This is a genomic window from Neobacillus sp. PS3-40, assembly GCF_030915485.1.
Classification (GTDB): Bacteria; Bacillota; Bacilli; order Bacillales; family Cytobacillaceae; genus JAUZPL01.
On record NZ_CP133266.1, the window covers coordinates 2,380,698 to 2,394,152 of the forward strand.

The 13,455-nt window shown below is 37.1% G+C and carries 12 protein-coding genes; all 12 read left to right on the plus strand.

Features of this window, described 5'->3' with window-relative positions:
* Positions 1-33: 33 nt before the first annotated feature.
* Positions 34-411: a RidA family protein gene (locus RCG20_RS11585; protein WP_308184332.1), complete on the plus strand. Its 378-nt coding sequence runs from the start codon at positions 34-36 to the stop codon at positions 409-411.
* Between the two features lie 141 nt (positions 412-552).
* Positions 553-843, plus strand: coding sequence for a septation regulator SpoVG (gene spoVG / locus RCG20_RS11590; protein ID WP_308180318.1), 291 nt, complete (start codon positions 553-555; stop codon positions 841-843).
* Between the two features lie 333 nt (positions 844-1,176).
* Positions 1,177-2,550 carry a bifunctional UDP-N-acetylglucosamine diphosphorylase/glucosamine-1-phosphate N-acetyltransferase GlmU gene (glmU, locus tag RCG20_RS11595; RefSeq protein WP_308180319.1) on the plus strand — a complete coding sequence of 458 codons (1,374 nt, stop codon included), beginning with the start codon at positions 1,177-1,179 and terminating at the stop codon, positions 2,548-2,550.
* A 20-nt stretch (positions 2,551-2,570) separates the two neighbouring features.
* Complete coding sequence (locus RCG20_RS11600; RefSeq protein WP_308180320.1) at positions 2,571-3,527, plus strand: ribose-phosphate diphosphokinase; 957 nt, start codon at positions 2,571-2,573, stop codon at positions 3,525-3,527.
* A gap of 171 nt (positions 3,528-3,698) precedes the next feature.
* Positions 3,699-4,334 carry a 50S ribosomal protein L25/general stress protein Ctc gene (locus tag RCG20_RS11605; RefSeq protein ID WP_308180321.1) on the plus strand — a complete coding sequence of 212 codons (636 nt, stop codon included), beginning with the start codon at positions 3,699-3,701 and terminating at the stop codon, positions 4,332-4,334.
* Positions 4,335-4,488: 154 nt separating this feature from the next.
* Entirely contained in the window at positions 4,489-5,049 is a 561-nt protein-coding gene (gene pth, locus RCG20_RS11610) for an aminoacyl-tRNA hydrolase (protein ID WP_308184333.1), read from the plus strand.
* Between the two features lie 115 nt (positions 5,050-5,164).
* On the plus strand, positions 5,165-5,395 hold the full coding sequence (locus tag RCG20_RS11615) for an anti-sigma-F factor Fin (protein ID WP_308180322.1): 231 nt from the start codon (positions 5,165-5,167) through the stop codon (positions 5,393-5,395).
* A 262-nt stretch (positions 5,396-5,657) separates the two neighbouring features.
* Positions 5,658-9,194 carry a transcription-repair coupling factor gene (gene mfd / locus RCG20_RS11620; protein WP_308180323.1) on the plus strand — a complete coding sequence of 1,179 codons (3,537 nt, stop codon included), beginning with the start codon at positions 5,658-5,660 and terminating at the stop codon, positions 9,192-9,194.
* A 190-nt stretch (positions 9,195-9,384) separates the two neighbouring features.
* Positions 9,385-9,918: a stage V sporulation protein T gene (gene spoVT / locus RCG20_RS11625; RefSeq protein WP_308180324.1), complete on the plus strand. Its 534-nt coding sequence runs from the start codon at positions 9,385-9,387 to the stop codon at positions 9,916-9,918.
* Between the two features lie 146 nt (positions 9,919-10,064).
* Positions 10,065-11,702, plus strand: coding sequence for a putative polysaccharide biosynthesis protein (locus RCG20_RS11630; RefSeq protein ID WP_308180325.1), 1,638 nt, complete (start codon positions 10,065-10,067; stop codon positions 11,700-11,702).
* Positions 11,695-13,161 (plus strand): bifunctional methyltransferase/pyrophosphohydrolase YabN, encoded by a 1,467-nt coding sequence (mazG, locus tag RCG20_RS11635; protein WP_308180326.1) that lies wholly within the window; start codon positions 11,695-11,697, stop codon positions 13,159-13,161. The genes RCG20_RS11630 and mazG overlap by 8 nt, the downstream gene beginning before the upstream one ends.
* On the plus strand, positions 13,161-13,445 hold the full coding sequence (locus tag RCG20_RS11640) for an RNA-binding S4 domain-containing protein (protein WP_308180327.1): 285 nt from the start codon (positions 13,161-13,163) through the stop codon (positions 13,443-13,445). Before mazG ends, RCG20_RS11640 begins: the two co-directional genes overlap by 1 nt.
* Positions 13,446-13,455: the final 10 nt, after the last annotated feature.

Genomic DNA, 13,455 nt, shown 5'->3' on the forward strand with positions numbered 1-13,455 from the left:
CCGATATAAAAATTTAATTATTTGTGGAGGTACATTATGAAGGCTGTTCAAACAAAACTAGCTCCTGCTGCCATTGGGCCGTATTCTCAAGGAATTATTGTCAATAATCTTTTTTACAGCTCAGGGCAGATTCCATTGACTATTGATGGGAACATGATTGAAGGCGATATAAAAAAACAAACAAGACAGGTTTTCCAAAACTTAGAGGCTGTATTATCTGCTGCAGGTTCATCGTTTGATCAAGTTGTCAAAGCAACAGTGTTTATTAAAGACATGAATGAGTTTGCAGCTGTTAACGAAATTTATGGGGAATACTTTGTTACTCACAAGCCTGCAAGATCATGTGTAGAGGTAGCCCGCTTACCTAAAGATTCTTTAATAGAAATTGAAGTAGTAGCCCTCATTAAATAATCGACGGTTTTTTCCTTTTTTTTCAAAAGTTCACTATTTTGCCCTTTTTTTCTAGAAATTTTTATGTAAATAAGAAGGAAATTAGAAATTTCTGTTGAATTTAATAACTAGATTTCTATCTTGGAAAAAGGGTGTGGACACATGGAGGTAACTGACGTAAGATTACGGCGTGTAACTACGGATGGGCGCATGAGAGCAATCGCTTCAATCACATTAGATAATGAATTTGTTGTTCATGATATCCGCGTGATTGATGGAAACAATGGCTTATTTGTGGCGATGCCAAGTAAGCGCACTCCTGATGGGGAGTTTCGCGATATTGCGCATCCCATTAACTCAGGAACACGCAGCAAAATTCAAGAGGCAGTTTTAGCTGAGTACCAACGCTTAGGTGAATTAGAAGTAGAATTTGAAGAAGCTGGAGCTTCATAAAACTTTTCAACAGGGGCCTACCTTTAAAGTAAGGCTCTTTTTATTGTTAAGGAAATTTTAAAATAGGCTTTTGGATTTTTTTGTAAAAAAAGAACATAATTAAGCATAAGCACTCATTATTTTTCGCTTATTCCTCCAGTGCTAGTCAAGGCTAAACAAGGCGCTTGGCCTTTTTTAATTTGCCTCGTTAACTAACAAATCCTCTTACACATAAATAGTCCCACCAAAAAAAATTTATACCAATTATAGGCTCTTTGCTTTCTATCCTTGAAATAAGTGAGCATTTAAGATAATATTTTTAGTGGATAAAAAGGTAAAATTGGAGGCTAGTTCATGTCTAATCGTTATGCCGTAATTTTAGCTGCAGGACAAGGGACCCGTATGAAGTCTAAACTTTATAAAGTGCTTCATCCTGTCTGTGGTAAACCGATGGTACAACATGTTGTTGATCAAATCGAAAAGCTTAACATACAAGAAATAGTTTCCATTATTGGCCATGGAGCGGAAAAAGTGCAAGCACAGCTGGGTGAACAAAGCAAATATGTCTTGCAAGAACAACAGCTTGGGACGGCTCATGCAGTTAAACAGGCAAAAGAAATTCTAAATGGAAAAGAAGGTATAACCATTGTTATTTGTGGAGATACTCCTTTAATTACATCAGAAACACTTGAAGCTCTATTTAAACAGCATGTAGAATTATCTGCAAAAGCAACGATTTTAACTGCCAAGGTAGATGATCCGACAGGATACGGCCGTATCATTCGAAATAAAGCTGGTCTTGTTGAAAAGATTGTTGAGCATAAAGATGCAACTGAAGCAGAACGTGCTATTAATGAAATTAACACAGGGACGTTTTGTTTCGACAATAAAGCATTATTTGCAAGTCTAGATCTTGTATCGAATGATAATGTCCAGGGAGAGTACTACTTGCCAGATGTTATTGAGATTCTAAAAAAACAAGGCGAAGTAGTAACAGCCTTTCTAACGGATGAGTTTGAAGAAACGTTAGGGATTAATGATCGGGTAGCTTTGGCTGAGGCTGAGAAGATTATGCGAAATCGTATTAATGTAAACCATATGAAAAAGGGTGTTACAATTGTCGATCCTTCCAATACATATATTGATGCAGATGTTTCAATTGGACAGGACACAATTATTTATCCTGGAACACTTTTAAAAGGTAATACCGTTATTGGTGAGGATTGTCATATTGGTCCTAACACGGAAATTACTGACTGCCATGTAGGTAATGCAACCGTGATTCGCCAATCTGTTGCTTTAAAAAGTACGATTGGCTCCCATGTAAATATTGGACCATTTGCTCATATTCGTCCAGAATCTTCTATCCATGACAAGGTGAAAATTGGAAACTTTGTTGAAATTAAAAAGGCAGTTTTAGACGATGGAAGCAAAGCTTCTCATTTAAGCTATATTGGTGACGCCGAAGTTGGCAAAAATGTTAATATTGGATGCGGAACAATTACGGTGAATTATGATGGTAAAAATAAATTTTTAACCAAAATAGAAGATGATGCATTTATCGGCTGTAACTCAAACCTCATAGCTCCAGTTACAATTGGAAAAGGTTCATATGTTGCTGCTGGATCAACGATTACGGAAAATGTCCCTGGTGATGCATTATCCATCGCCCGTGCACGTCAAGTAAATAAGGAAAATTACGTTCAAAAGCTTAATCAGAAGAAATAAGTGACTATTGGAGGACCATCATGTCAAATCAATACTTAGATCCAAATTTAAAGGTTTTTAGCTTGAATTCTAATCTTCCCCTTGCAATGGAAATAGCAAATGTAATCGGTGTGGAATTAGGAAAAAATACTGTCACAAGATTTAGTGATGGTGAGATCCAAATTAACATTGAAGAAAGCATCCGCGGCTGTGATGTGTACGTAATCCAATCCACTAGTTCTCCTGTAAATGAGCATATTATGGAATTGCTAATTATGATTGATGCGTTAAAGCGCGCTTCAGCAAAAACAATTAATATAGTAATGCCGTATTATGGATATGCTCGACAGGATCGAAAGGCACGTGCTCGTGAGCCAATTACAGCGAAATTGGTTGCGGATTTACTTGAAACAGCTGGCGCTACTCGTGTTATCACTCTGGACCTTCATGCTCCCCAAATTCAAGGGTTCTTTGATATTCCAATTGATCATTTAATGGGTGTTCCAATTTTAGCTGACTATTTTAAAAACAAAGCATTAAAGGGTGACATTGTTATTGTTTCTCCAGACCATGGAGGGGTAACAAGGGCTAGAAAAATGGCAGAGCGCTTAAAGGCTCCGATTGCGATTATTGACAAACGTCGTCCAAGACCAAATGTAGCAGAAGTGATGAATATTGTTGGTAATATCGAAGGTAAGGTTGCCATCTTAATTGATGATATTATTGATACAGCGGGCACGATTACACTCGCTGCTAACGCATTAGTCGAAAATGGTGCAGCTGAAGTTTATGCATGCTGTACGCATCCAGTACTATCTGGTCCTGCTATCGAGCGCATCGATAATTCAAAGATTAAGGAATTAGTTATTACGAATTCCATTTGTCTACCAGAAGAGAAAAGAAGCGAAAAAATCGTACATTTATCTGTAGCGCCTTTAATCGGTGAAGCAATTATTCGCGTTCATGAGGAGCAATCTGTCAGCACTTTGTTTGATTGATCACCATTAGTACGAACTTTCAATTCTTATAAGTAAATTTGAATAAAAATACCATCCTGTTTTCTTTTGCGTGTTTTCATTGGTAATCAGAAATTTTACGTTTAGACCTTCCTGTTTTGGGGCATTTTTTATAGAGACGGTTATGAACTAAATTAGGAAGGTGACAAAATTATGAGCCCTGTTTTACAAGCAAAAGAGCGCAAGGAATTCCGAAAATCTGCATTGAAGCAGATTAGGAACAGTGGCAATATTCCAGCGGTAATATATGGAGTTAGTTTGGAAAGTAAACCAGTATTTGTGAGTTCGGCGGACTTAACAAAAACACTTCGTGAAGTTGGTCGGAATGGTGTCTTTTCACTGGATCTGGATGGCAGTAAACAAGATGTGATGTTAACGCAATTTCAATCAGATGCACTGAAGAAGGAAATTACCCATGCGGATTTTCTTGCCGTAGATAAATCATCAAAAATAAATGTCGATGTTCGGCTCGTCCTTGTAGGTGAAGCCGCTGGGGTTAAAGATGGTGGGGTCTTACAACAACCACTTCATCAACTATCTATAAGTGCTACTCCTGCAGGGATTCCTCCGCAAGTTGAAGTAGATGTGACCAATCTACAAGTAGGAGAAACCGTAACTATTGCAGATATTAACACCAACGGATCTTATATGATCCAACACGATGCAGAAGAAGTCATTGCTTCCATTCTTCCTCCGAAACAGGAAGAAGAAATTAATTCAGGCGAGCAACAAGCACCAGGTCATCCTGAAAATGAAGAAGGAAGAGAAACAAAGCCTGTTGGAGAATAATTGGGAAAGACGTAACCTCATATTGGTTACGTCTTTTACCATTAATTATATTGTTGATAAACCATCATTGTTTAACAGTTATTAAATAGTTCAGGAGAAAAATATGATAGGTAAATTCTTTAAAAGGTTTACAAGACCGGAAGAGGTAGGAAATATGAAGTTGATTGTTGGCTTGGGGAACCCCGGTAGGCAATATGAACAAACGAGACATAATATTGGATTTGAAGTAATTGATAGGCTCTCAGACCAGTTTGGTATCCCTTTAAATCAATCAAAGTTAAAAGGATTTTATGGTATTGGCTTTTATAAAGGGGAAAAAATATTGCTATTAAAGCCACTTACCTATATGAACTTATCTGGAGAATCGATAAGAGCTATTATGGACTATTATCAAATTGATATGGAGAATTTTCTTGTTGTCTTTGATGATCTTGATTTGCCTGTAGGAAAAATAAGGCTTCGTCAAAAAGGAAGCGCAGGTGGACATAATGGGATTAAATCAACGATTTCCCATTTAGGGACGCAGCAATTTAACCGAATTCGAGTCGGAATTGATCGCCCTGTGAGCGGTATGAACATAGCCGATTATGTACTGGGTAGATTCCAAAAGGAAGAGCAAGTTGAGATACAGGAGGCTGTCAAAAAGAGTGCAGAGGCTTGTGAAAGTTGGCTAACTAATCCCTTTTTGCAAGTGATGAATGAATTTAACCAGTAAGTATTCATGATCTATCTACTTGTCGAATACAATAAGTAGATAAATTGCCTACTTGAATAAGTTTCCTCTAAAAGGTTCATACTATAAAAAGGAGTTTGAACAAGGAGGGAATGTAGTGGCTATCCATTATCATTGTCGTCATTGTGGGACAAAAGTAGGTTCTATAGAAAAGACATCCGTACACAGTGAATCACTAGGATTTCATAAATTAACAGAGCAGGAAAGGCAAGAAATGATAACATATGATCCATCCGGAGATATTTTGATTACCTCCATCTGCGAGGACTGCCAGGAAGCGTTGGAAAGAAACCCAGATTATCATCAATATGATTTTCTTATTCAATAACTAGCTTTGGACTATTCCAAAGCATTTTTCTATTTGTATTTAATGAAGGCTGTTTTCGCATAGATTGTTGTTTTTCGTACCTAGTCTAAAAACCCGAAATAACAATGGTATCGTGCTCTTTTCTTAAAAACTTCCTACGGTTTTTATCTGTAAACTGGAATACCATTCTAATTTAGTTTCAACTAGCAACAAAGTTTAAGAAAAGAGCCTTAATGAAAAAGAAAAATATAACGATAGTAGAACTGCTAGAGAGGAGGATATGATGAAAGGTCTTAAAAAATTATTTTTACAACAAAGTGATCTCCAATCTATCTTGACAGGGATTAATGAAGGTTTAAAAGAACAGCTCATTGCTGGGTTGTCAGGGTCAGCCAGAACTGTATTTGCTGCGTCGATGTATGATCAATTAAAAAGGCCTATTCTATTAGTAACCCATAATCTATTACAGGCTCAAAAGCTCTATGATGACCTTGTAAATCTAATAGATGAGAATAAAGTTTATTTATATCCAACGAATGAATTAATAGCTGCAGAGATGAGCATTGCAAGTCCAGAAATGAAAGCCCAAAGGATAGAGGCGTTAAATCATTTAAGCAAAAATAAGGGTGGGATTTTGATTGTTCCTATTGCTGGATTAAGGAAGATTCTTCCCCCAAAGACATTGTGGAACACATACCAGCTCACGTTAAAAATAGGGCAAGATGTAAATATTGATGAGATGCTCAATTTATTTGTCAAAATGGGCTATGTAAGAACGGAAATGGTTGCTACTCCAGGTGAATTTAGTGTTAGAGGAGGGATAATTGATATTTACCCCATAACAGAATCAAATCCACTTAGGATAGAGTTATTCGACACAGAGATAGATTCCATCCGGTTTTTCTCGCTCGATAACCAACGATCAAAGGAAAAAGTTTCTGAAGTCACAATTGGTCCTGCCACAGAAGTTCTGTTTGATGAGGGTGAGTACAGCCGCCTAATAACACAACTGGAGAATAGACTTTCTTCAAGCTTAAAGAAGTTAAAAAATGATAAAGCTAAAATACAGCTCTCTCAAAATATTAGTTATGAAATAGAACAGCTGAAAAATGGACAAAAGCCAGATCAAGTAGTTAAGTATTTATCCATAGCATATGAACGTACTAATAGTTTACTAGACTATCTTCCGCATGACGGTCTCGTGATTATCGATGAAATTAGTCGGGTACAAGAAATGAATGATTCTCTTGAAAGAGAAGAAGCAGAATGGTACACATCATTGCTTAGTGAAGGTCAAATTGTTCATGATTTGGAAATATCTCATGACCTGCAGGGATTAATACAAAGAAGGAATTTCCCCATTTTGTATATGTCCTTGTTTCTTCGTCATGTTGCAAATACGAACCCACAAAACATTATTAATGTAACTAGTAAACAGATGCAAAACTTTCATGGGCAGATGCATTTGCTAAAGGCAGAGGTAGAGAGATGGAAAAAGGGGAATTATTCTGTTCTATTTTTAGGTCCAGACGAAGATCGCGTCAAGAAGCTAGAACGAGTTTTAGAGGACTATGAAATTGATGTATCCCTATTATCGGAAAATCAATTAATTTTGCCTGGAAAAGTACAGATTATGAAGGGAAACCTACATACAGGGTTTGAACTATCGATACAGAAAATAGCTATCATTACAGAAGAAGAACTTTTTAATAAACGAGTGAAGAAGAGTACTCGCCGCCAAAAGCTCTCGAATGCCGAAAGGATTAAGAGTTATTCAGAATTAAAGATTGGCGATTATGTTGTCCATGTTAATCACGGTATTGGAAAATATTTAGGAATCGAAACACTGATGATCAATGGTATCCACAAGGATTATCTTCATATTCGCTATCAGGGCACAGATAAACTTTATGTGCCTGTGGAACAAATTGATTTGGTTCAAAAGTACGTTGGTTCAGAAGGAAAAGAGCCAAAAATCTATAAACTTGGTGGAACAGATTGGAAGAAAGTTAAGAAGAAAGTTCAATCGTCTGTTCAGGATATTGCAGATGATTTAATCAAATTATATGCTGAGCGGGAAGCGGCAGTTGGTTATTCCTTTTCCCCTGATGGTGAAATGCAACGAGATTTTGATTCTGCGTTTCCTTATCAAGAAACGGAAGATCAACTTCGTTCTATCCATGAAATTAAAAGGGATATGGAAAAGGAACGACCAATGGATCGCTTGCTTTGTGGCGATGTTGGGTATGGAAAAACAGAGGTAGCTTTAAGGGCTGCATTTAAGGCTGTTGCAGATGGTAAGCAAGTCGCCTTGCTAGTTCCGACGACTATTTTAGCACAGCAGCATTATGAGACAATGAGGGAGCGGTTCCAGGATTTCCCGATCAATATTGGATTATTAAGCCGCTTTCGCACGAAAAAGCAGCAGACTGAAACAATAAAAGGGTTAAAAACAGGGACAGTTGATCTTGTTGTGGGAACACATCGCTTGCTTTCAAAGGATATTGTTTATCATGATCTTGGTCTTTTGATTATTGATGAAGAGCAGAGATTTGGAGTAACACATAAAGAAAAGATTAAAAAGTTAAAAACAAATGTGGATGTTTTAACATTAACAGCGACTCCTATTCCGCGGACACTTCATATGTCAATGCTTGGAGTACGAGATTTATCCGTTATTGAGACACCGCCGGAGAATCGTTTTCCTGTACAAACCTATGTAATGGAATACAACGGGTCACTTGTCAGAGAAGCGATTGAACGAGAACTTGCCCGCGCTGGACAAGTCTACTTTTTATATAACAAGGTAGAAGATATTGAAAGAAAAGCAGAAGAAATTTCTATGCTAGTTCCGGATGCGCGAGTAGCTTTTGCACATGGTCAGATGTCAGAAAATGAATTAGAGTCTACTATGTTAAGTTTCTTGTCGGGTGAGTCTGATGTTCTTGTTAGTACAACAATTATCGAAACAGGTGTTGATATTCCAAATGTAAACACGCTTATTGTCTTTGATGCGGATAGAATGGGACTTTCCCAGCTTTATCAACTAAGAGGGCGTGTTGGTCGCTCCAATCGAATTGCGTATGCCTATTTTACGCATCGAAAGGATAAGGTATTAACAGAGATTGCTGAAAAGCGTTTGCAGGCTATTAAAGAGTTTACGGAGCTTGGCTCTGGCTTTAAAATTGCAATGCGGGATCTATCAATCCGTGGTGCAGGAAACTTATTAGGTGCCCAACAGCATGGATTTATTGATTCGGTTGGATTTGATCTTTATTCTCAGATGTTAAAAGAAGCCATTGAAGAGAGAAAAATAGATGTTAAACAGGAAGAGAAGCGATCAGTAGAAATTGACCTTGAAATTGATGCTTATATTCCTGATACCTATATTAGAGATGGGCATCAAAAGATTGAAATGTACAAACGATTTAGGGGTGTAAGAACACTTGAAGATATTGAAGAACTTCAAAGTGAAATGCTTGATCGTTTTGGTGAATACCCAGATGAGGTATCCTATTTATTCCAAGTTGCTGAAATGAAGGTTTATGCAAGTTTAGCTGGAGTTGAACTTATTAAGCAACTGAAACAAGAGGTAACGATAGTAGTAAGTGAAAAAGCAAGTAGCCATATTGATGGACAGAAGGTCTTTAAGGTGAGCAGCCAATTTGGAAGAATGATTAGCCTTGGTATGGATGGAAATAAATTAAAAATGGTTATTCATATAAAAGGGAAAGAAACAGCCCAATGGCTAAATATTGCGTTTGAAATGATCAAAGGACTTCAAGGAGCGAAAAAAGGTGAAAAGAACCCTGTTGGGTAAAAATAATAGTTAAATACCATGTATCCCCACAGTTGGCATGATTAATACGAAAGATAAAAAATACAACGAATGCGTATATAACTTTCCAGATGAAAGATACTAAGTTCAAAGTTGGTGATGATTTCAACAAAAAGGAAAGATTGTCATTACCAAATGATAAAATCATCAGATGAAAGTGAGGCAACATTAGATGAAAGCAACTGGTATTGTTCGTCGGATCGATGATTTGGGTCGTGTGGTCATTCCTAAGGAAATTCGCAGAACTTTAAGGATTCGTGAAGGCGATCCGTTGGAAATCTTTGTGGATCGTGATGGAGAAGTTATTTTAAAGAAATACTCACCCATTAGTGAGTTAGGTGATTTTGCAAAAGAATATGCTGAGGCCCTTTTCGACAGTCTGGGAAATCCAGTATTAATTTGTGATCGAGATACCTACATTGCAGTAGCTGGGGGCTCTAAAAAGGATTATTTGAATAAGAATATCAGTGATATGATTGAAAAAATGATGGAAGAACGCAATTCAGTTCTTATGAACAAACAGGAAAATGTTGCTTTATCAGATGGAAATGAAGAAGTAATCTCAGCATATACTGTTGGTCCTATCATCGCGAATGGCGATCCAATTGGTGCCGTAATCGTTTTCGCTAAGGAAGGAACCCTTGGAGAAGTGGAGCAAAAGTCTGTTGAAACAGCAGCTGGTTTCTTAGCAAGACAAATGGATTAATAATAAGTTTAAATAGGTAGGAGAAAAGACAGTAACCTTGCTGTCTTTTTTTCTTGTTGTAAAAAGTACCTAACCGTTTTGGATAAGTAAAGGTGCTGTTTCCTGTGCTATAATACGATGGAGTTCATTTTGGAAGGGGAGGGGCAATGAAGCCCGCTAATCAATCGAAGGATTTATTTAAGGGTGCATTTATTTTAACAATAGCCGCCTTAATTATAAAAATCCTCAGTGCAGTTTACCGGATCCCTTTTCAAAACATCGTTGGGGATGTCGGCTTTTATATTTACCAGCAAGTTTATCCCTTTTACGGGGTAGCTGTTGTTTTGGCAACAACCGGGTTCCCTGTTGTTATTTCGAAGCTCTTTGCAGAATTAAGAGGAAAAGGTAACTTTGAAGGTGCCCAAAGGCTTTTAGTAATGTCATATATCTTTCTTCAATTATTTGGTATCCTCTGCTTTACAATTCTATATGCTGGAGCTGATAGAATTGCATTATGGATGAATGATCCGAAATTAGCCATTTTGTTAAAAGTTGTTTCAATCGTTTTTCTTATGTTCCCATTTATTTCAGTGTTAAGGGGATATTATCAAGGAAGTGGGAATATGGTTCCTACTGCTGTTTCACAAGTTGGAGAACAAGTAATGCGTGTTTCAACCATCATCCTATTATCCTACTTGCTTGTAAAAAAGGGATATTCCCTTTATCTTGTTGGTGGCGGGGCTATGTTTGGATCAATCACAGGAAGCCTTGTTTCAGCCTTTATTTTGTTTACATTTCTTTGGATTCGTAAAGAATGGAATATGTTTACCATTAATCGGGCTTCTATAAGAAAAGATCTGTTTGAATCAGGTTGGATTTTTAAGGCTCTTTTTTCTCAAGGACTTGCCATTTGTATAAGTGGAATGCTGATGATTTTCATTCAAATGGCTGACTCATTAAATTTATACTCCTTACTAGTTTCCAGTGGGATTGAAAAGGAAACGGCAAAAGGTTTAAAAGGTATTTTTGATCGGGGCCAGCCGTTAATCCAGTTAGGAACAGTTGTAGCAACTTCAATGTCACTTTCCCTTGTACCTTTAATCACCAGTGAAAGATTAAAGAAGAAGCCTGCATTACTCCATCATAAAATTCAATTAGCAATGAAGATTAGTTTTGTCATTGGTGTAGGGGCAACCGCAGGGTTGGCGGCAATTATAAGACCCACAAATATGATGCTTTTTGAAAATGACTTGGGATCGTCTATGTTGGGTGTACTGAGTATAGTTATCTTCTTTAATACCATCATTTCCACTATGGTCGCCATATTGCAAGGACTAGGGAATATGACGTTCCCAGCCGTTATAATAATTGCAGGTCTTCCAATAAAATACTTTTTAAACCAGGGATTGGTTCCGCGTTTTGGAACTATGGGAGCAGCGGTCGCCTCTGTTATCACATTAGCTCTTATCTGCATAATAGTAACTGTTAAATTTAAAAAAATAGTAATGAGGCCAATCTATTCGTTTCGTTTTTTTAAAACGGTTCTCTTTGCCAGTTTGCTGATGGTACTTATAGTAAAGGTGGTTCTTTTTGCGACCAGTTTCTTACATATTTTAACCGAGTCTAGCCGCTTATTTGCCGCTATTCAATCAATTACTGCCGTCTTTATCGGTGGAGTTGTATTTATGGGGATTGTAATAAGAGGGAACGTATTCCAAGAGGAGGATATTAAGTTAATCCCATTTGGAAATAAGTTAGCATTATTTTTGCGTCATGAAGATAGGAGTGGAAACAGTCGTGAATAAAATTGAAATACTTGGCTTAGGTGCAGGAGATATTGAGCAACTGCCATATGGTATTTATAAAAAAATAATGAAATCAACACATTTATTTTTACGTACAAAAGAGCATCCTGTCATTGCAGAGCTAGAAAAAGAGGGCCTTCAGTTTTCCTCATTTGACGGAATTTATGAGAAACATGATCAATTTGAAGAAGTTTATCAAGAAATTACGAGGGAATTATTGAATAAGGCTAAAAATAATACGGTTATTTATGCTGTTCCAGGCCATCCACTTGTTGCGGAACGAACCGTTCAATTGTTATTAGAATTAGGTCCAAAGGAAGATGTAGAGATTGTCATAGGTGGAGGGCAAAGTTTCTTAGATGCGCTCTTTCAAACGTTAAAAGTCGATCCAGTTGAGGGGTTTCAATTGCTTGACGGTACGTCACTTGAAGCTGATAGTTTGCAGCTTAATCAGCACATTATTATTAGTCAGGTATATGATCAGTTCGTTGCATCAGAAGTAAAATTAACCTTGATGGAAAGATATCCTGATGATTATGAGGTAATAATTGCAACTGCTGCTGGAAGTAAGGGTGAGCATATTGAAAGGCTGCCCTTATATGAATTGGACCGAAAAGTGACACTCAACAATCTTACCTCAGTTTATGTTCCTCCTGTAAAGGACAAGCAAATACAGTGGAAAGACTTCTCTTATTTCCGGGAAATAATTGCAAAATTAAGAGGTCCAAATGGCTGTCCTTGGGATAAAGAACAGACTCATGAATCTTTAAAAAAGTATTTAATTGAGGAAACATATGAAGTTATAGATGCAATCGATTGTGGAGATATTGACCACTTAGTTGAGGAACTTGGTGACGTTCTTCTTCAAGTTCTACTCCATGCGCAAATTGGCGAGGATGAGGGATATTTTTCTATTAATGATGTCATTGAAGGGATCTCTGCTAAAATGATTCGCAGGCATCCACATGTGTTTGGAAATACACATGTGGAAACAGCTGAAGAGGTCGTACAAAATTGGCAGGAGATTAAGAAGAATGAAAAGAATACTACTACATCTTCATCTCTGCTAGAAGGAGTTTCCCTTTCATTGCCTAATTTAATAAGGGCATATGAACTGCAAAAAAAAACAGCAAAAGTTGGATTTGATTGGAAGGAAATAGGTCCAGCATTGGAGAAAGTTAAAGAGGAGCTTCAAGAGTTTGAAAATGAATTAAATGGGACGAAGGAACAATCAATCCTTGCTAAAAGAGAGTTTGGCGATTTGTTATTTGCTTTTGTTAATGTAGCAAGATTTTTAGACATTCATCCTGAGGAAGCATTGTTTGAAACAAACGAAAAATTCATTCGACGTTTCCACTTTGTTGAAGAAAGGGTTAAGGAAAGTGGAAAGGAATTTGAGGAACATTCTCTTGAAGAATTAGATCATTATTGGGATGAAGCAAAATTAGGAGGATTATGATGCGTTTAGATAAATTTTTGAAAGTATCTCGAATTATTAAAAGAAGAACATTAGCAAAGGAAGTATCTGATCAAGGCAGAATCAAAATAAATGGAAAAGAAGCAAAGGCTAGTTCAACTGTAAAAGCGGGTGACGAACTTACGATTCGGCTGGGTCAAAGAGTGGTTACTGCAAGAATTGATAGAATTCAGGAAATTTCTCGAAAAGAAGAAGCGGCTGATATGTATACAATTCTAAAAGAAGAAAAACTTGGTTCGATGGATAGCACGACCGAGTGGAAGTAATAAGGTACTT